This window comes from Lysobacter enzymogenes (assembly GCF_017168095.1).
In the GTDB taxonomy this organism is placed as follows: domain Bacteria; phylum Pseudomonadota; class Gammaproteobacteria; order Xanthomonadales; family Xanthomonadaceae; genus Lysobacter; species Lysobacter enzymogenes_D.
On sequence record NZ_LXSD01000039.1, the window covers coordinates 1 to 19,459 of the forward strand.

General features: G+C 70.1%; 16 protein-coding genes and 1 pseudogene. 12 read left to right on the forward strand and 5 right to left on the reverse strand.

Annotated features, from left to right (window positions below; translation table 11 throughout):
• The 12 genes from A7A76_RS01155 to A7A76_RS01210 form a co-directional block, all read left to right on the forward strand.
• The coding region (locus A7A76_RS01155) for an acyl carrier protein (protein ID WP_206409471.1) at positions 1 to 354 on the forward strand (354 nt) is incomplete at its 5' end.
• Positions 355 to 502: 148 nt separating this feature from the next.
• Complete coding sequence (locus A7A76_RS01160; RefSeq protein ID WP_206409472.1) at positions 503 to 778, forward strand: MbtH family protein; 276 nt, start codon at positions 503 to 505, stop codon at positions 776 to 778.
• Positions 775 to 1,644, forward strand: coding sequence for an alpha/beta fold hydrolase (locus A7A76_RS01165; RefSeq protein WP_206409473.1), 870 nt, complete (start codon positions 775 to 777; stop codon positions 1,642 to 1,644). The genes A7A76_RS01160 and A7A76_RS01165 overlap by 4 nt, the downstream gene beginning before the upstream one ends.
• A 3-nt stretch (positions 1,645 to 1,647) precedes the next feature.
• Complete coding sequence (locus tag A7A76_RS01170; RefSeq protein ID WP_206409474.1) at positions 1,648 to 2,754, forward strand: glycosyltransferase; 1,107 nt, start codon at positions 1,648 to 1,650, stop codon at positions 2,752 to 2,754.
• A gap of 75 nt (positions 2,755 to 2,829) precedes the next feature.
• The gene (fabD, locus tag A7A76_RS01175; protein ID WP_241200657.1) at positions 2,830 to 3,699 is read left to right on the forward strand and encodes an ACP S-malonyltransferase; all 870 of its coding nucleotides are present in this window, start codon (positions 2,830 to 2,832) and stop codon (positions 3,697 to 3,699) included.
• 19 nt (positions 3,700 to 3,718) lie between these two features.
• Positions 3,719 to 4,672 (forward strand): polysaccharide deacetylase family protein, encoded by a 954-nt coding sequence (locus tag A7A76_RS01180; protein ID WP_206409476.1) that lies wholly within the window; start codon positions 3,719 to 3,721, stop codon positions 4,670 to 4,672.
• A gap of 10 nt (positions 4,673 to 4,682) precedes the next feature.
• Positions 4,683 to 5,369 carry an ABC transporter ATP-binding protein gene (locus A7A76_RS01185; protein WP_206409477.1) on the forward strand — a complete coding sequence of 229 codons (687 nt, stop codon included), beginning with the start codon at positions 4,683 to 4,685 and terminating at the stop codon, positions 5,367 to 5,369.
• A gap of 8 nt (positions 5,370 to 5,377) precedes the next feature.
• Entirely contained in the window at positions 5,378 to 6,343 is a 966-nt protein-coding gene (locus A7A76_RS01190) for an aldo/keto reductase (RefSeq protein WP_206409478.1), read from the forward strand.
• A 72-nt stretch (positions 6,344 to 6,415) separates the two neighbouring features.
• Entirely contained in the window at positions 6,416 to 7,564 is a 1,149-nt protein-coding gene (locus A7A76_RS01195; protein ID WP_206409479.1) for an ABC transporter permease, read from the forward strand.
• 11 nt (positions 7,565 to 7,575) lie between these two features.
• The gene (locus tag A7A76_RS01200; protein ID WP_206409480.1) at positions 7,576 to 8,763 is read left to right on the forward strand and encodes an ABC transporter permease; all 1,188 of its coding nucleotides are present in this window, start codon (positions 7,576 to 7,578) and stop codon (positions 8,761 to 8,763) included.
• An 85-nt stretch (positions 8,764 to 8,848) separates the two neighbouring features.
• The gene (locus A7A76_RS01205; protein ID WP_206409481.1) at positions 8,849 to 10,129 is read left to right on the forward strand and encodes a cupin-like domain-containing protein; all 1,281 of its coding nucleotides are present in this window, start codon (positions 8,849 to 8,851) and stop codon (positions 10,127 to 10,129) included.
• 54 nt (positions 10,130 to 10,183) lie between these two features.
• A complete protein-coding gene (locus A7A76_RS01210) occupies positions 10,184 to 10,678 on the forward strand; it encodes a DinB family protein (protein ID WP_206409482.1) in 495 nt (164 codons plus the stop codon).
• A 100-nt stretch (positions 10,679 to 10,778) separates the two neighbouring features.
• On the opposite strand, the gene A7A76_RS01215 is transcribed toward A7A76_RS01210, so the two are convergent.
• The 5 genes and pseudogenes from A7A76_RS01215 to A7A76_RS01235 form a co-directional block, all read right to left on the reverse strand.
• Positions 10,779 to 12,134 (reverse strand): amidohydrolase family protein, encoded by a 1,356-nt coding sequence (locus tag A7A76_RS01215; protein ID WP_206409483.1) that lies wholly within the window; start codon positions 12,132 to 12,134, stop codon positions 10,779 to 10,781.
• A 55-nt stretch (positions 12,135 to 12,189) separates the two neighbouring features.
• A complete protein-coding gene (locus A7A76_RS01220) occupies positions 12,190 to 13,116 on the reverse strand; it encodes a DUF6445 family protein (protein WP_206409484.1) in 927 nt (308 codons plus the stop codon).
• A complete protein-coding gene (locus tag A7A76_RS01225) occupies positions 13,107 to 15,122 on the reverse strand; it encodes a carbamoyltransferase family protein (protein ID WP_206409485.1) in 2,016 nt (671 codons plus the stop codon). The genes A7A76_RS01220 and A7A76_RS01225 overlap by 10 nt, the downstream gene beginning before the upstream one ends.
• 96 nt (positions 15,123 to 15,218) lie before the next feature.
• Positions 15,219 to 17,342 (reverse strand): hypothetical protein, encoded by a 2,124-nt coding sequence (locus A7A76_RS01230; protein WP_206409486.1) that lies wholly within the window; start codon positions 17,340 to 17,342, stop codon positions 15,219 to 15,221.
• Between the two features lie 161 nt (positions 17,343 to 17,503).
• Positions 17,504 to 19,459: pseudogene (locus A7A76_RS01235) on the reverse strand (hypothetical protein); the annotation flags it as partial.

Below are 19,459 nucleotides of genomic sequence, written 5' to 3' on the forward strand. Positions count from 1 at the left end.
CCGGCCGCCGTCGCCGCGCCCGCGCGTGCCGGCGGCCTGCGTGCGCGCGTGCTGCAGGAGTTGCTGGCGGTGCTGCAGATCGACGCTGCCGAGTTCGACCCCGCCACGCCCTTCACCGACTACGGCCTGGATTCGATGCTGGCGGTGCAATGGGTCGAACGCTTGAACCAGTCGCTGCAGCTCGAACTCACCACCACCAGCCCGTTCGACTATCCGACCCTGGACGAACTGATGCAGTACATCGCCCAGACCCACGGCGAAGACGACGCTGGCGCGGCGGAGCAGGGCGTCGCTGCGCCGGCGCCGGCGACGCCGCCGAAACGCCGCGAGCAGCCGATGAGCTACACGCTGTGAGCCGCGTCCGCATGCGCATCGCCGACTGCGCCGCGCATGCGGGCGCGCCGATGGACGCCGTCGCGCGGCGGCCACTACTATGGGTGCGCAACAGTCGTGCCTGCCCCTGCAAGCGCGGGACGCGTCCCGCCGAGAGTTCGAGGTAACGATGTCCGGCTCAGAAACCCCGCACGAATCCGTGTCCGAATCCGCGTCCGGCGCCGCCGATGCGCCGCAGGATTTCATCGTCCTGATCAACGACGAGGAGCAGTACTCGCTGTGGTCCGCGTCGATCGCGATCCCCGCGGGCTGGCGCACGGCCTACGGCCCGGCCGCCAAGCAGGCCTGCCTGGATTACGTGGACGAGGTCTGGAAAGACCTCACTCCGCGCAGCGTCCGGCTGCGCCTGCAGGAAGCCGCCGACCGCGCCCGGAACGGCGGATGAGCGACGCGTCGGTGCGCATCGACGTCGCCGGCGGACTGGCCTTGCACGCGCGCCTGTGGGGCGGGCGTTCGCCGCAGTTCCTGCTCGTGCACGGCTTCAGCCACGGCGCTTTCGTCTGGCGCGCGCTGGCGGCGGCCATGCCCGAGTACCGCCTGGCCGCGCTGGACCTGCGCGGCCACGGCGACTCCAGCCACGATCCGCAGCGGCGTTATTCGATCCACGACCACGTCGACGACCTGGTCGCCGCCGCGCGCGCGCTGGACCTGCGCGACTACGTCCTGGTCGGCCATTCGCTCGGCGCCTCGGTCGCGGCGCTGGCCGCGCAACGGCTGCCGCGGCCGCCGCGGGCGCTGGTGCTGGTCGACGGCGGGCCGGGCCTGAGTCCGCAGGCTTCGGCGCACATCCGCGAGGAATTCCTGCGCCTGAAGTTCCGTTACCGCTCGCCGGACGAATACCTGCAGCGCCTGTGCGCGTCGATGCCGCTGGCCTCGACATCGTTGCTGCAGGCGATGGCCGTCGATTCGCTGCAACGCCTCGGCGCCGACGAGTATCGGCTCAAGGCCGACCGCGCGCTCGGCTATCAGGTGCATGCGCCCTCGATCGACGACGAACTGTGGCAGGCCCTGGGCCGCCGCCCGGCGCCGCTGCTGCTGATCCGCGGCGCGGTCTCGGCGCTGTGCAACAAGCGCTGGTGCGACGAGTTCGCCGCGCGCGTGCCGCAGGCGGCGATCGAAACGGTGGCGCGCGCCGGGCATGCGGTCATGCTCGACAACCCCGCGCGCTTCAGCGAATTGCTGCGCCGGTACGCGGCGCAATGGCTCGCCGCGCGGCCCGCACCCATCCTCCACGCCGACCCGGTGTCCTGAACGATGCTCTGGCATGCCGTCATCACCCGTTTCAGCTATCGCCACACCACCACGGCCGCCGGCCTCGACGGCGTCCTGGTCTCGCTGCTGCGCCGCGATCCGCTGCAGCCCGAACGCCTGGCGTTCCGCTTCTCGCTGTTCGAGCTGACCTGCCTGCCGTCGCTGCTGGGGCAGAGCGAACAGAACTTCGACTGGTTCATCGTCATCGACCGCGATCTGCCGCCGGTCTGGCGCGAGCGCCTGCAGGCGCTGGTCGCGGGCCGGGCGCGCACCCATCTGTACGAATACGACCCCGCCCGCGATCTCACCTCGACCGAGTGGCTGCAGCCTTACGCGCCGCCCGCAACCACCCGTCTGCTGACCACGCTGCTCGACGACGACGACGCGCTGCCGGCGGACTTCGTCGAACAGATGCAGCGCACCGTCGCCGCGCGCGAAGCCGAACTGGCGCCGATCGCGACCCTGGCCAGCCGCAAGAGCCAGCAATGGGAACTGGTGCGCAGCCGGCGCGCGCCGCTGGGCTATCGCTGCGCCTGGCATCGCGGCGGCTGGGTGCTCTCGACCGGGCTGTCGCTGCTGTGCCGCTGGCCGCAGCACCGGCTCACGGTGCTGGCGATCCACCACCAGGTCGCCGACCTGTGGTTCCTGCCCGAGCGCGGCGCGGCGCTGATGCAATTGCTGCAAGAGCGCTGGTCGCTCGACGACGCCCGCGCGGTCCAGGCCACCGAGTTCATCGCCGGACGCATCGACGACTTCCAGCGCCGCGCCCAGGCCTGCCTGGACGCCGGCGAGGACGCGCGCGCGGACGATGCGGTGCGCTTCGTCGATCTCAGCGACGCGGTCGAGGCCTTCGTGGTCAGCAACCATTTCGGCAACGATCAGGTGCTGCGCCTGTTCGAACCCAAGCCCGATCGTCTGGCGGTGGCCGGCGCCGGCGATTTCCCGAACGTACCGCTGGACCTGGCCGGTTTCCGCGGCAATCCGCGCGCGTTCGGCAAGCGCCCGCGGGTCTATCGCGATCTGGTCCGCGAGCTGTGGCAGCGGCCGATGCCGCTGTGGCCGCGCCTGCGCACGATCGCCTGGGCCAGCTGGCGTTTCGCCCGGGCCTGAGGTCGCCGATGAGCGTCGATGGGAGCACACCGATGAGAGCACACCGATGAGAGCGGGGAGAATCCGGTGCTGGCGATGATCTTTCCGGGGCAGGGCGCCCAGAAAGCCGGGATGGGCGGCGAGCTGTTCGATCTGGCCGATTACGCGGCGATCGAAGCGCAGGTCGATGCGCTGCTCGGCTATTCGCTGCGCCAGCTGTGCCTGCACGACGCGGCCCGGCTCGCCGATACCCGCTATACCCAGCCGTGCCTGTACATGGTCAACGCGCTGCACGGCCTGCGCGCGCGGCGCGAGGGCGCGGCGCCGGACTGCTACGCCGGCCACAGCCTGGGCGAGTACAACGCCCTGCACGCCGCCGGCGCGTTCGACCTGCTGACCGGCCTGCGCCTGGTGCAAAAGCGCGGCGAACTGATGGCGCAGGCGCGCGGCGGAGCGATGGCGGCTGTGCTCGGGCTCGAGTCCGGACGCATCGCCGAGACCCTGCTCGCGCACGGCCTGGACGCGGTCGACATCGGCAACTACAACGCGCCGACCCAGACCGTGGTGTCCGGACCGCCGCAGGAGATCGACCGCGCGACCCGGCTGTTCGAGGCCGCCGGCGCCACCTGCGTGCGGCTCGCGGTCGGCGGCGCGTTCCATTCGCGGCTGATGCGCGAGGCCGCGCTGGACTATGCGCGGTTCCTCGACTGCGTCGAATTCGGCCGTCTGCAGCGCCCGGTGGTGTCCAACGTCACCGGCGCCTTCTACCCCGCGCAGGCGCCCGCCGCGGTGATCGCCTCGCTGCTGGTGCGCCAGATCGTGCGCCCGGTGCTGTGGGTGAAATGCGTGCGCAGCCTGCTCGACGCGGGCGCGGACACCTTCCTCGAAGCCGGACCGGGCAACGTGCTGACCCGACTGGTCGCGCAGATCCGCGCGGCCGATGCGGCGCCCGCGCCGGCGCACTGACTCCATGGACTTAGAACCGATGCGCAGCGATTCCGCCGCCGGCAATGCCGTCATCCTGATGTACCACCGCATCGCCGACGCCGGCACCGAGCTGTGCGTGTCGCCGGCCGAGTTCCGCGAGCAGATGGCGGCGCTGCGCGCGCAAGGCTGCCGGGTGATGCCGCTGCTGGAGCTGGCGCAGGCGCTGGCGCGCGGCGACGCGCCCGAACGCAGCGTGGCGATCACGCTCGACGACGGCTATCTCGACGCGCTGACCGAGGCCGCGCCGATCCTGCGCGAATTCGATTATCCGGCGACCTTCTTCATCGTCACCTCGACCCTGGACGGGCCGGGCGAGTTCTGGTGGGAAAGCCTGCAGCGCGTGGCCGACCACCAGGCCTTGCCGGCGATGCTCGACGTCGCCCTGGGCGAGGGCGCCGCGCCGATGCCGCTGGACACGCCCGAACGCCGGCGCGCGGCCTTCGACGCGGTGCGGCGCGGGTTCTATCCGCTGAGCGCGCAGCAGCGGCGCGAGCGCATCGCCGAACTGCTGCGCTGGAGCGGGCTGGCCGCGCCCGGCGAGGCCGGGCAGGTGCGGGCGATGACGGCCGAGGAATTGCGCCGGCTCGACGCCATGCCCGGCATGGAACTGGGCGCGCACAGCGAAAACCACCTGCTGCTGCCGGCGCATCCGCGCGCGGTCAAGGAACACGAGATGCTCGAATGCCGGCGCAAGCTGGAAACCCTGCTCGGCCGCGAGGTGCTCAGCTTCTGCTATCCGTACGGCGCCTTCGACGAGGACGCCGTGCAGGTCGCCGAGCGCGCCGGCTTCGCCGCGGCGGTCACCACCGGCAACCAGCCGGCCTCGCCGTTGAGCCACCGGCTGGTGCTGCCGCGGCTGGCGGTGCACGCCGGCGACGACCTCGGCGCGCGCCTGCGCGATGCGTTCGCGGCGCAGGCCCAGCCGCACCATTACGACCGCAGCTTCGCATGAGGACGCACGCATGAGCCTGGTGTCGGCGCGCGACCTGCGCAAGTCCTACGGCCTCGGCGCGAACAGCGTCGAGGTCCTGCACGGGGTCGACCTGGACGTGGCCGAAGGCGAGTTCGTCGCCTTGATGGGGCCGTCGGGCTCGGGCAAGTCGACCCTGCTGAACCTGATCGCCGGCCTCGACCGGCCGAGCTCGGGCGAGCTGACCGTGGCCGATGCGCGCCTGGCGACGATGGGCGCGGCCGATCTGGCGCGCTGGCGCGGCCGCCACATCGGCTTCGTGTTCCAGCTCTACCACCTGATGCCGACCCTGACCGCGGCGCAGAACGTCGAGGTGCCGCTGCTGCTGAGCGGGCTCGACCGCGCGCGGCGCCAGCGCCAGGTGCGCATCGCGCTCGACGTGGTCGGCCTGTCGCACCGCAACGACCACAAGCCGGCCCAGCTCTCCGGCGGCCAGCAGCAGCGCGTGGCGATCGCCCGCGCCATCGTCACCGACGCGCCGCTGCTGGTCTGCGACGAGCCCACCGGCGATCTCGACCGCGCCAGCGCCGACGAGGTGCTCGACCTGCTCGGCGCGTTCAACCGCGATCACGGCAAGACCATCGTGATGGTCACCCACGACCCGGCCGCGGCCGCGCGCGCCACGCGCCGGCTGCATCTGGACAAGGGGCGCGTGGTCGACGCCCCGCAGGTTCACTGAGGCCGCCCGTGCGCTATTCCTTTCTCGGCAACACCGGCCTCAAAGTCTCGCAGCTGTGCCTGGGGGCGACCGAATTCGGCGGCAACACGCCGGCCGAGGAAGCGCGCCGGATCTGGAGCCGCTGCCTCGACGCCGGCGTCAACTTCGTCGATACCGCGGATGTCTGCGCGCACAGCGAAACCCTGCTCGCCGAACTGATGCGCGGGCGCCGCCAGTCGCTGGTGCTGTCGACCAAGGTGTTCCGCCCGACCGGCCCCGGACCGAACGACGCCGGGCTGTCGCGCAAGCACATCGTGCAGGCCTGCGAGGCCTCGCTGCGCCGGCTCGGCACCGACTACATCGACCTGTACCTGGCCCATTCCGACGATTTCCTCACTCCGCTGGAGGAAACCCTGGGCGCGTTCGACCAACTCGTGCGCCAGGGCAAGGTGCTGTACATCGGCGCCTCGAACCATTGCGCGTGGCGGCTCAACGAAGCGCTGTGGACCGCGCTCGACCGCGGCTTCGCCCGCTACTGCTGCGCGCAGGCGCTGTACAACCTGCGCGAACGCGAGATCGAGGCCGAGCTGCTGCCGATGTGCGAACACAAGGGCCTGGGCCTGATCGCCTGGAGCCCGCTGGCGCGCGGCGCGTTGACCGATGCCAAGGCCGGCACCGGCGCGGGCGCTCAGGCCGGTGTTTCGGCCGACACCGCCGCGACTCATGCGCGCATCGACGCGGCGCTGGCGCAGATCGCCGCGCAGTTGCAGCGGCCGCGATCGCAGGTGGCGCTGCGCTGGGTGCTCGACCGCCCCGGCGTGGCCGCGGCGGCGATGGGCGCCTCGACCCTGGCCCAGGCCGAGGAAAACCTCGGCGTCGCCGATCTTGAGCTGGACCCGGCGCAGAGGGCGGCGCTGGACCAGGCCGGCGCCCCGCGCCTGCCGTATCCGGCGCTGCTGGAGCCGCTGGCGCGCGCGTTGCGAAGTAGCGGCTGACACGCAGGCAGAGCAGGGGGCCGCCGAGACGGCCCGTTCCACGACGGCACTCACGGAGCAGATGCGCGACCCATGAATCACTTGCTGCTGATCTGGAAAGGCCTGTGGCGCAAGCCCGTGCGCACCGCACTGACCTACGCCTCGATGACCGTGGCGTTCCTGCTGTTCGGGCTGCTCAACGGCATCAACCAGGGCCTGGACCACGTCAGCGAACGCTTCCATCTGGACCGCCTGTACGTGATGAACCGGATCAGCATGTACCACCCGCTGATCCTGCCGTTCGCCCAGCAGGTGGAGAAGATCCCCGGGGTCGAGGACATCGCCTACTGGGCCTACTTCGTCGGCTATTACCAGCGCCCGACCGTGCAGCTGCCGATCGTCGCCGCCGACGTGAAGCGCATGTTCCGCATGTATCCCGAGCTGCGCCTGCCGCGCGACCAGCTGCAGGCGATGGAGGTGGTCAAGTCCGGCGCGGTGATCAGCAAGAGCCTGGCCCGGCGCTTCGGCTGGAAGATCGGCGACCGCGTGCCGATCAAGTCGGCGATCTGGCCGCGCAAGGACGGCAGCGACATCTGGAACTTCGACATCGTCGGCATCTACGAGCCGGCCGAGGCCTCGCCGGCGCTCAACGATCTGTTCTTCGTCAACCTCGACCAGTTCGACGAAGCGCGCGCGTTCGGCGCCGGCCAGGTGCACCTGATGATCGTGCGGATCAAGGACCAGGCGCGCAGCGGCGCGATCGCCCGGCAGATCGACGAGATGGCCGAGAACTCGCCGCTGCAGACCCGCACCCGCAGCGAGAACGCCTATGCCGCGGTGCAGTGGCGGCAGATCAACGATCTGCGCTTGGTCGGCAATTTCATCATCGGCGCGGTGCTGTTCACCCTGCTGGTGGTCAGCGCCAGCACCATGATGCAGTCGGTGCGCCAGCGCTTCGCCGAACTGGCGGTGCTGATGACCCTCGGCTTCACTCCGCTGCGCATCGCCGGCCTGATCCTCGGCGAGGCCGTGCTGCTGAGCCTGCTCGCCGCGGCGAGCGGCTTGGCCCTAGCCGCGCTGGCGTTCCCGAGCGTGGCCGAATTGTTCGGCGCGATGCGCATGCAGCCGGGCGTGTTCGCCGGCGGGCTGGCGATCGCGCTGGGCATCGCCGCGGTCAGCGCGCTGTTGCCGATCGTGCGGGCGATGCGCCTGAGCCTCGCCGCCGCGCTGTCCGGACGCTAGGAGGCCCGGCCATGTCCATGCTCAGACTGATCGCCTCGACCGCGCTGATGAACTTGCAGGGCCTGCCGCGCCGGCGCCTCAACGCACTGGTGATGATCGTCAGCATCGCCGGCGCGGTGGCGGTGTTCTGCGGAGTGCTGGCGATGAACGCCGGCCTCGACGGCGCGATGCGCGACGCCGGCCGGCCCGACCGCGCCCTGGTGCTGCGCGCCGGCTCGACCGTGGAAATCGCCAGCGCGATCTCGCTCGACGACCTGCGCGCGATCCGCAACTCGACCCAGGTGCGCAAGGCCGCCGACGGCACCTTGCTGATCACCGCCGAAGCGGTCGGCCCGATCACCCTGGTGGAGAAGGCCGGCGGCCTGGAGGTCAACGGCACCATCCGCGGGGTCGGCCCGGAGATCCTCGCGGTGCGCCCGGAGATCCACCTGGTCGCCGGACGCATGTTCGAGCCCGGCAAGTTCGAGGTGGTGGTGGGACGCCAGGCGCTGGAGCAGTTCCGCGGCCTCGGCCTCGGCGGCCAGGTCGCGGCCTACGGCGCCCAGTGGAAGATCGTCGGCGTGTTCGCCGCCCAGGGCAGCATGCGCGAGTCCGAATTGATGGCCGACGCCACCGTGGTCATGGACGTCAGCCACCGGCCGATGTTCCAGAACGTCACCGCGGTGCTGCCCGATGCCGCCGCCGTGGCCGGGTTCAAGCAGGCCATCGCCGCCAATCCCAGCATCGCCATGGACGTGTTCAGCGAGCCGGAGTTCCTGCAGCGCGAATCGCAGAACCTCAACAGCCTGCTCGGCTTCATGGCCTATGTGATGGGCGGGATCATGGCCCTGGGCGCGATGTTCGTTGCGATCAACGCCATGTACTCCAGCATCGACGACCGCCGCCGCGAGATCGCCACCTTGCGCGCGCTGGGGTTTCCGCCGCTGGTGGTGGTGAGCTCGATCGTGCTCGAATCGATGCTGCTGGCGCTGCTCGGCGGCGCGCTCGGCGCGGCGCTGGCGGCGCTGGTCGCCGGCGGACGCACGGTCAGCACCGCGGTCGGCGCGGATCTGCGCCAGTTGGTGTTCGACGTGTCGATGACTCCGCCGGTGGTGCTGCAGGGCATGGCCGCGGCGCTGGCGATCGGCGCGCTCGGCGGGCTGATTCCGGCGCTGCGCGCGGTGCGCAGCCAGGTGGTCGACGACTTGCGCGCCATATGACCGCGATCCGACCGCGATCCGGGCGCGCGCCGCCCGCCGCGGATCCCAATCTTTTCCATCCAGAACCAAGCAACGAGGGACGAACATGGCAGCGAAGGAAATCGCAAGAATCTCCAGGCCCGACCCTGAGCGGTTCCTGCGCGACTACGTGCGCACGCGCACGCCGGTCATCATCACCGACCTGTTCGCGGGCCAGCCGATCGACGCGATCCGCACGATCGAGGACGCCAGCGCCGCGTTCGGCAACGTGCCGATGCACGTGCAGACCGAGTACGCCGTCGCCGCCAGCGCGCCGGAGAGCGCGGTCGAGACGACCATGACCTTCGACGAATACTGGGCGCACGTGCGCGCCCATCCGGACACCGCGCTGCTGTGCACCGAGTACGAAATCCCGGCCAACATCATGCGGATGTTCCGCCTGCCGGATTTCTGCCTCGCCGACGACCTGGACCGGCCCGAAGTGCTGGACATGCCGCGCAAGTACGGCGACCACGACCTGTGCTCGAACATCTTCGTCGCCAACGCCGGCAACCGCGCCCATCTGCATTTCGACGGCGACCATCGCCAGGTGCTGCTGCACCAGATGTTCGGACGCAAGCAGGTGCTGCTGTTCCAGCCCGAGGCCTGCGTCGACCTGCGCACCACCTCGGGCGCGCCGTGGTCGTCGGGCGTCTACCTGGAGCGCATGTCGACCGCCGAGCAACTGGACTTCATCGCCGAAGTCGGCGGCTACCACGCGGTATTGGAGCCCGGCGAGACGATCTACATGCCGGCGCTGATCTGGCATTACCTGGGCTACATCGACGATGCGATGTCGTTCAACCTGCGCTTCAAGCGCAACCGCTACGGGCGGTTCCTGTGCGTGGACAACATCCACCGCGACTCCTACGTGCAGAACCTGGGCTCGCACCTGGCCAGCGACGGCGACAACCCGGCCCTGACCGAGGCGATGCCGCAGATCGAGGCCGAGTACCTGCGCCCGGCGGCGAGCCTGCGCGACAAGGTCAGCGGCATGCGCGCCGCGCTGCGCCGCGCCTGCGAACAGGCCTTGCCGCAGACCGAGCCCGCGCGCTTCTGCCCGCCCCAGCTCGAGCAGCAGGAGCTGGACAAGATCATCGCCGACATCGGCCAGACCGCGCGCTACCTCGACCCCGAGCTGACCGCCAAGTCGCGCCCGACCGGGCCGATCAGCCCGGTGCAGAAGCAGACCATCCGCAACACCGCCGCGCGCCTGGGCTATTCCGACGAACTGCTCGAACACCTGCTGTGGAACCGGCTCGGCAAATCCGACCTGGACGCGCTGAGCAAGACCGAGGCGGTGCAGTTCATGGTCTACATGCGATCGCCCGGCGGCGCCTTGCGCTGACCGCGCCGCCGCGCCCTCATCCACCGAACCCTCCAAACATCCATGCGAGCCGACATGCGAGCCGATATCCAGAGCGTGCTGAAGACCTGGGAACGCGAGAACGAAACCACCCTGGAAGTGTTCGCGACGGTGCCGGAAGGGCATAACGAACAGACCGTGGTGCCGGACAAGGGCTGGACCCTGGCCGGCCTGGTCTGGCACATCTGCATCAGCGAACGCTGGTTCTGCGCCGACGTGATGGGCGCCACCCCCGAAGGCGACAACCCGGTGCCGTCCGACGCCTGGCCGGACACGGTGGCGGGCATGACCGCCGCGTTCCGCCGCTCGCACGCCGCGCTGGTGCAGGCGGTGGCGTCCAAGGACGAGGCCTGGATCGACGAAGCCATCGATTTCTACGGCAATCCGTGGACGCGCATGGAACTGCTGAACCTGATGCTGCGCCACGAGGCGCACCATCGCGGCCAGCTGAGCATCCTGATGATGGTCGCCGGCGGACAGCCGCCGACGATCTACGGCGCGCCGGGCATCAATCTGGAAGACGCGCTGTAAGACGGCGCGCTTCGGTCGCGGCGGCGCCGGCCGCAAACGACGCGGCCGCACGAGGCGGCCGGTCGCAGATCGCTTGGGTCGAAGACCACGCCCGACGCGCTCAGGCGTTGGGCTTGGCGTTCGGCCGCGAGTCCGGATAGCCCTCGGTGTTGTCCAGCGACCAGCGCATGTTGCGGGCGAAGCCGCCGTAGCTGTTGACCCAGCCGTTGGTGAAGTCGTGCACGCTGAACTCCGGCCGCTCGGGCACCTCGTCGCTGATGAAGGTGCCGGCCGGCGGGCCGATCCGCGCCACCAGCGACTCGATCAGCTGCGGATCGAAACGGTAGAAACGCGCCGCGTTCTCGCCGACCATCTGCCGCCGCTCCCGATCGTCCACGGTCGCGAAGGCCTGGCGGATCTCCTGCCACGAATGCGGCCAGCCGCCTTCCACGTGCGGATAGTCGGCGCCCCACATCACCGTCTCGAAGCCGAGCCGGCGCGCCTGCTGGATCTCGTCGAAGGTCGCGGCGGTGGCCGCGGCGGCGCAGTTGCGCGCCCAGGCGTCCTTGGGCGACAGCGACAGCCAGCGCTTGGGCGGCTGGCCCATGCGCAGCCAGTCGTTGTGATAGACGTGCTCGAGCAGGTCGATGAAGTTGGGCAGCCAGTCGATGCCGACTTCGGTGTAGACGAAGCGCAGGTTCGGATGGCGCACGAACACGCCGCCGAGCATCAGCTGGGCCAGCACGCGGCGGCGGAAGAAGCCCAGTTCGAGGATCGCCAGGGTCTGCGAGGCGATGCTCTGGCCGTAGATCTTCGGCGGATCGCCGCCGTGCGAGTGCACCGCCATGCCCAGTTCGGCGCAGACCGCCCACAGCGGATCGAACACGGCCTCGTGGTAGGGCGGGTAGGTCTCGTCCGGCGGCGGCAGCACGATGCCGCGCAGGCCGGCCGAATAGGCCCAGCGCACGTCGGCCACCGCCTGCCAGATGTCGAACGGCATGATCATCGCCACGCCCTGCAGGCGCCCGCCGCTGGCGCCGCAGAACTCGGCCAGCCAGCGGTTGTGCGCGCGCGCGCCGGCCGCGCGCAGCTCCGGATCGCGGATCGGCACCGGATGCTCGCCGAAGAAACCGCCGAACGGGAACGAATTGAAGCCCTGGCCGTCGGGGAACAGCACCTCGCCGATCACCCCTTCGGCGTCGAGTTCCCTGAGCCGCACGTCCAGGTCCCAGGCGCCGCGGATGCGCTCCTGCATCTCGTGGTTGTCCGGATCGGAATAGCGGTGCATGTGCGCCTCGTACATCAACGGCGTCTTGGTCGCGTTCTTGCCCGCGTTGAGGAAACCCTTGCGCAACGCCGCGAGTTGTTCGATCTCGTCGTCGAACGCGGCGTGGTATTTGCGCTCCAGGTAATCGCGGTACTGCGCGGTCGGCAGGCCGGCGTGGCCGTCGACGGAAATCAAGGTGTATGGCTTCATTGCGGTCACTCTCCTGAAAACTGCATTGGGTCGCGGGGCGGCGCGGCCGCGCGGTTCATTCCACGCGCATGCCATCGATCGCGGCGTAGCCGCCGCCCTGGTACTTCGGTTGCGGCCCCAGGTCCGCGGGCACGGGGTAGGGGATGAAGGTGTTGTAGGTCAGCCGGGCGTTGCGGGTCGACAGCGCCTGCGGCGGCGAGGTGTCGACGATGGAATGGAACTGCCACGTCGGGTAGGCGACCATGCGGTTGAAGCGCGCCGGCACGAACTTGAGCAGGCTCCACTGATGGTCCTCTTCCAGCGAGAACAGGCGCCGGGTCGAGGACGGGTTCTCCAGGATCTGCTTCTGCGCGTCGGCCATGCTGGCCGCGCGCAGACGCAGGCTGGCCTTGCGGAACGGATCGATGAAGTTGAGCCCGAACAGGTGCTCGATCTGCGCGGCCTGCAGCAGGTCGCCGAGGAAGAACGTCTTCAGGTCGGTCGGCCGGTGCTTCCAGAACGCGGTGCCGCGGTCGACGCCGGAGCGCTCGTCGTGCTCGAACAGATAGGTGACCACCGCGATCCACGAGAACGTGTCCACGTGCTGGTCGATGTAGCCGTTGCGGCGCGCCACCTCGTGGTCCATGCCGAACACCGAGAAGGTCGAATGCGGCTTGAGGTCGGTCACCCGCAGCGGCGGCGGCCAGCCGCGCGACCACAGCCGGTCGAGGAACAGCTTGGCCAGGTCCTGGATCAGGCGCTTTTCGCCCGACATCTGCGCGGTCGCCTGCCAGCCGGGGTAGTACTCGTTGGGGCCGGGCAGGTGGAAGCGCGAATTCCACGCGGCGGCGCGCGCGCGGTGCGGATCCTCGAGCGCGTCGTCGATCACCAGCATCGGCAGCCCGCCCGGGCCTTCGAGTTCGTGCCAGGCGTAACGCGCGTTCGGGTTCAGCGCGACGTCGTCGGCGAGGGTCGGTTGCGGCGGGGACGCGATCAAGGACATGCCCTCTCCAGGGTCGGCTCAATGGGATTGGGTTGCGCGGCTTGCGGCCGCATGACCAGGCAGCGTTCCGCCCAGAGTTCTTCCATCGCCGGCATCACCTGCTCGAGCGGCAGTCCGGCCTGGCGCGCGAGTTCGGCGATCGGCGCCTCGCCGGCGCGCTTGAGCAGGCCGAAGATCGGGCCGGACAGGGTCTTGCGGGCCTCGCCGTTCCACACCGCGCGGCGCAGTTCGAACAGGTCGCGCACTTCGCCGTCGGCGTCGCGCTGGCGGCGCTCGTGCAGGCGCACATGGTTGGGCAGCTGCGGCACCAGCGCCGCGCGCGGCGCGCCGTCCTTCTTGGTCAGCACGAAATCGCCGACCACCAGCGCCTGCAGCCCGGTGGTCAGGAAGCAGGCGAGCGCGTCCTCGATCGAATCGACGATCGGTTCGACGTTGTTGTTGAACGAGGTGTTGAGCAGCACCGGCACGCCGGTGCGGCGGCGGAACGCGTCGATCACCCGCCAGAAGCGCGGGCTCTCGTCGCGCGAGACGGTCTGCACCCGCGCGGTGCCGTCGACGTGGGTGACCGCGCCGAGCAGGTCGCGCTTGTCCGGCTGCACGTTCAGCACGAAGGTCATGAACGGGAACCGGGTCGCGCCGGCGGGCAGTTCGAAATACTCCGCGGCCTGCTCCTCGAGCACCGCCGGCGCGAACGGCCGGAACGACTCGCGGGTCTTGACCATCCGGTTGATCAGCCCCTTGTACTCGGCCGGACGCGGATCGGCGAGGATGCTGCGGTTGCCGAGCGCGCGCGGGCCGAACTCCGAGCGGCCCTGGACCCAGCCGATCACCTTGCCGGCGGCGATCAGCTCGGCCGCGGTTTCCTCGACCTCGGCGCTGTGCGCGATGTCGACGAAGTCCGACCACGCGCGCAGCCGGCGCTCCACCGACGCCGGCTCGCCGATCGCGCTGCCCCAATAGACGTTGCGCAACCGCCGCGGCTGGTGCCGGGCTTGCTCGCGGTGCACGCTCAGCGCGGCGCCGAGCGCGTTGCCGCCGTCGTGCGCGGCCGGGTGCACGAACACCTGCTCGAACAGACCCGAACGCAGGATGTTGCCGTTCATGGTGCAGTTGTGGGCGACCCCGCCGCCGAGGCACAGCTTGCTCAGCCCGGTGGTTTGGCGGAAATAGGTCAGCGCATGGAACACCGCGCGCTCCAGGGTCTGCTGCAGCGCGGCGGCGAAGTCCTTGTGGATCTGCTCGATCGGATCGCCCTTGCGCCGCGGCATCAGCTGCGCATACATGCCGTCGAGCAGATCCATGCGCAGACGCCAGCGGCCTTGCGGCAGCAGTTCGCACATCGCCTCGAACGGCGCGCGGAAACGCTCGGGATCGCCGTAAGGCGCCAGCCCCATGACCTTGTATTCGTCGAACAGGCGGTAGCCGAGGAAGCCGATCGCCTGCATGTAGAAGTGCCCCAGCGATTCGGGGATCGGAACCCGCTGCAGCAGTTCCAGTCCGGCGGCGCTGCCTTTCAGGGTCAGGCCGGACTCGCTGTCGCCCTGGCCGTCGATGGTCATGACCAGGGCCTGGTCGAAGCCCGACATCTCGAAGGTCGCGGTGGCGTGGGCGATGTGGTGGGGGACGAAACGGATCTTCTCGCGCGGCACGTCGGCGCCGAGGTAGCGCCGCCACTGCGCGCGCAGCGCATCGGCGACGTCGAGCGGATGGGTCGCCGACGGATCGGCCAGATACAGCCGGCGCAGCAGCCGGTCGGCCGAGCCGGCCTGGAAGGGAACCGCGATGCGGTCGATGTCGGCCAGCCCGACTCCGGCCTGCTCCATCACGAAACGCGCCGCGCGCAACGGCGCGGCGTAGGAATGCTTGATCCGGTTGAGCCGCTCCTCCTCGATCGCCGCGACCACTTCGCCGTCCTTGAGCAGCACCGCGGCGCCGTCGTGGGTCTGGGTCGGCGAATCGGTTTCGAACTCGGTGCCGGGGCCGCCGTAAAAACCAAGTATCAACATGTGCCGATTCCGTTTCCTTGCTTGAGACGCGACCGAAGCTGGGAATTGCGCGGTATTGCGGCGGCGGGATGCGCGGTGCGCCGCGCGGCGACGCCGTCAGGCCGGCGAGGGCGGGGCGCTGCGATCGCGCGGCTGCGGTTTCTGGCTCCACCACCACGCCACCACCGGCGCCGAACTCCACAGGGTGGCGAACGGCACCGCGCTGGACAGCGCCGGCGGATTGACCCGCGCGATCATCCACACCACGGCGACGGCGAACGCCGGCGAAAACCACATCATCCGCAGGTACTGGCCCAGACCCGGATCGCGCCGCGCGGCCATCACGCTCGATGCGGTCCACTCCAGCAGCTTGCGCCGCGAGATCCACATGCGAAAGCTCGCGCGCGCGGCGGCGTCGAACGCGGTCTGGGCCTGATCGACCCCGAAGATGAAGCTCGCCGAGCGCAGCGACAGCCACGACCACAGGCCGCGCACGACCGAACGCAGGCTGCCGGCCAGCAGATTGCGCGCCAGGCCGATCGCCAGCCCGATCGCCGCCGGCACCCAGGCGATCGCCAGCAGGTTCAGCGTCCACAGCCCGGGCTCGGCCGACACGGCCCAGCCGAGCACGAAGCACAGCAGCGAGGCGATCGGCAGGACCATCCGCAGCGCGTTGTGGAAGATCTTCCAGCGCCCGAACAGCGACAAGGTGTTGCGCTCGCGCACGCCGGCGGCGGTGCGCACCGTCGGCAACAGCCACGGCAGCAACTGCCAGTCGCCGCGCATCCAGCGATGGCTGCGGCGCATGGCGGCGTAGAAGGTGGGCACGAAGTTCTCGCGCAGCACCACGTCGCTGACCACGCCGGCGCGGACCATGCCGCCCTCGAGCACGTCGTGGCTGAGGATGGTGTTCTCGGGGATGCGGCCGTGGGTCAGACGGTGGAACATGGCCACGTCGTAAATGCCCTTGCCGCCGTAGGCGGCCTGGCCGAACAGGTCCTGGTCGATGTGCACCGCGGGCTTGTCGGCGCGGAAATCCTTGCTGGTTTCGATCTCGACCATTGCGTGGATCATCAGCTCCAGGCGGCTGGGCGCGGCGTCCTGGGACAGCGCGATCGTCGCGCGCGGCTGCAGCACCACGTAACCGGCTTCGACCTCGCGGCCATCGGCGCCGGTCGTCGCGCGATTGAGCGGATGCGCAATGGCCGCGGCCAGTTCCGCCACCGCGCCGGCGGTGAGCTCGTCGTTGTCCTCGTCGAGCACGACCACGTAACGGGTTCCGGCGACCCTGGCCAGATCGCCGTGCGCGGCCTGGAACGGCGACGGCCCGCCGAGCAGGTAGGCGTTGAGCTCCTCCACCTTGCCGCGCTTGCGCTCCCAGCCGATCCACAGGTTCTCGCTGGCGTTCCAGCGCCGCGGCCGGTGCAGCAGGACGAAGCCGCCGCCATAGCGCTCATTGAGCAGCGAGATCTGCGCGCAGGCCGCCTGCAGCAGCGTTTCGTCGTCGTCGCGGTGCTGGGTCGGCGCGTCGACGAAATCCGACAGCAACGCATAACCCGCGCCGGCAGCGCGGTTGGCCAGATACAGCCGCTCCAGCGTGCGCGCCAGCTTGTCCGCGCCGTCGGCCGAGGTCAGCAGGCAAGGCACCGCGACCAGGGTCTTGGCCGAGTCCGGAATGCCGGCGCTGAAATCCATGCGCGGCATCCGCCGCGGCAGCAGCAGCTGCGGCAGATGCAGGTTGATCCAGCTCTGCACGATGTAGTTGGCGTACAGCGCGGCCGCCGCGGCCAGCAGCGCCTGGCCGTACCAGGGCAGGGCGATCTCGAACATCCGCACCGAGACGATCCCGAACGCCGCGCAGACCGAATACACGACCGCGCAATAGGCCAGCACCAGGCTCGAAGTGGATCGCAGCCGCAGCCGCTCGCGCCAGTTCAGCCGCGCGCCGAGCCGGGCGGCGAAGTCGGCCAGGCCGGCGTCGGTGAGGTAGTAGCCGATGTGGGCGCGGCGGTCGGCCAGGCCATGACGCCGGCCGGCCTGCTGCGCGAGTTCGAGCGCGATCCGCGCGGTCTGGACCGGATCGCGCCGTGCGCGCGCCGCCCACGTCTGCACCCGGGCCCGGTAGTCTTCGCGCGACAGCGCGTCCATGTGCGGGTAGGCGCCGATCGGGTCGTCGCGAAGAACCGCGTCGACACCGTCCTCGAGCCCGGCAGCGCCCCCTGCCACAACGTCCAAGTCCACCCACGATCTCCCCAGATGCCTGCTCGGCGAGGATTTCGCGCGAGACACATTAGTGCACTTGAGACGCTGGATACTTCTTCATCGAATACTCCATAAATCCACACACAGCGTCAACCTGGCCGCGTTCCATGAATCGGGCGCGATCGCGCTCGCAGTCGCACTTACGGCGGCGCGGACTGAATCGCCGGATAGACCTGTCGGTCGGGCTTCTGGCTCCACCACCAAGCGATGAACGGGGCGAAGAACCACATCGTCGCGAACGGCAGCGCGCTGCTCAGCGCGGCCGGATTGGTCCAGGCCACCACGCCGGCGACGGCGATGGCGACGGCCGGCGAGCTCCACATCATGCGCAGGTACTGGGCCAGGCCCGGATCGCGCGCGGACACGACGCTGGAGGCGGTCCATTCCAGCAGGCGCCGGTGCGACACCAGCATCCGATAGCTGCAGCGCAGCGCCGCGTCCAGGCTGTTGTGGGCCTGATCGACGCCGAACAGGAAGCTCGCCGAGCGCAGGCACAGCCAGGCCCAGGCGCCGCCGGCGGTGGCGCGCAGCCTGGACGCGCGCAGGGTGCGCAGCAGTTTCGGCGCCAGTTCCACCAGCGCCGGCACCCAGGCCACCGCGAGCAGGTACAGCGTCCATGCGCCCGGCGTCGGCGAGCTCGCCCAGCCGACCGCGAAACACAGCAGCGACGCGCTGGGAAACAGCATGCGCACCGCGTTGTAGAAGATCTGCCAGCGCGCGAACGGCGACAGCGCGTTGACGATCCGCTCGCCGGCGGCGTTGCGCACGCGCGGCAGCAGCCACGGCAGCAGTTGCCAGTCGCCGCGCATCCAGCGATGGATGCGGTTGACCGCCGAATAGAAGCTCGGGGTGAAGGTGTCGCGCAGCACGATGTCGCCGACCACCGCCGCGCGCACCGTGCCGCCTTCGAGCACGTCGTGGTTGAGCGTGCTGTTTTCGGCGACCCGGCCGTGCATGATGCGGTGGAAATGGGCGACGTCGTACAAGCCTTTGCCGACGTAAGGCACCTGTCCGAACAGTTCCAGGTTGGCGTCCACCGGCGGCAGGCCGTCGTCGTGCGGCTTGCCGGTCTCGATCCGGATCATCGACTGGACCAGGATTTCCAGGCGGCTGGGCCGCGAGTCCCTGGACAGCACCACGGTCGCGCGCGGCTGCACCAGCACGTAACCCGCCTCGACGGTGATGCCGTCGGCGGCGAACGCCGGGCGTTGCAGCGGATGCTCCAGCACCGCGGCCAATTGCTGCACTGCGCCAGCGGTGAGGTCGGAATTGTCCTCGTCGAGCACGAACACGTACTTGGTCCCCGTCAATTTTGACAGGTCGCCGTGCTCGACCCGGAACGGCGAAGGGCCGCCGACCAGATAGGCGTTGAGTTCTTCGATCTTGCCGCGCTTGCGCTCCCAGCCCATCCATACGCCTTCGTTCGGATTCCAGCGGCGCGGGCGGTGGAGCAGGGCGAAGCCGCCGCCGTAACGCTCGTTCAAGGCCGAAATCTGCGCGCAGGCTTCCTGCAGCAAGGCGTCTTCGCCGGGCGCGTGTTCGCCGGGAGCGTCGACGAAGTCCGACAGCAACGCGTAACCGGCGCCGGCGTCGCGGTTGTCCAGGTACAGCGTCTCCAGCGCGCGCGCGAGCCTGTGCGCGCTTTCGCGCGAGGTCAGCAGGCACGGCACCGCGACCAGGGTCTGCGCGCGGGCGGGCAGGCCGGCGGCGAAATCCAGCCGCGGCAATCGCCGCGAGCGCAGCACCCGCGGCATCGCCATGTTGATCCAGCTCTGCAGGATCGGGCACAGGTACAGCGCGGCCAGCGCCACCATCAGCGCGTGCCCGAACGGCGGCAGCCGGAACGCGAACAGGCGCACCGAGAGCAGGCCGTACAGCAGGCAGACCGAGAAGAACGCGGCGTAGTACAGCGTCAGCTTGCGCGCGGTCGGCGCCAGCCGGATCCGTTCGCGTGCGTCCAGCGGCGCGCCGAGCGCGCCGGCGAGCTCGCCGACGCCGCGGTCGAGCAGGAAATAGCCGACATGCGCGCGGCGGTCGTCGCAGCCGTGGCGCTGGCTTGCGGCGATGGCCAGCGCGAGCGCCGCCTGCGCGGCCTG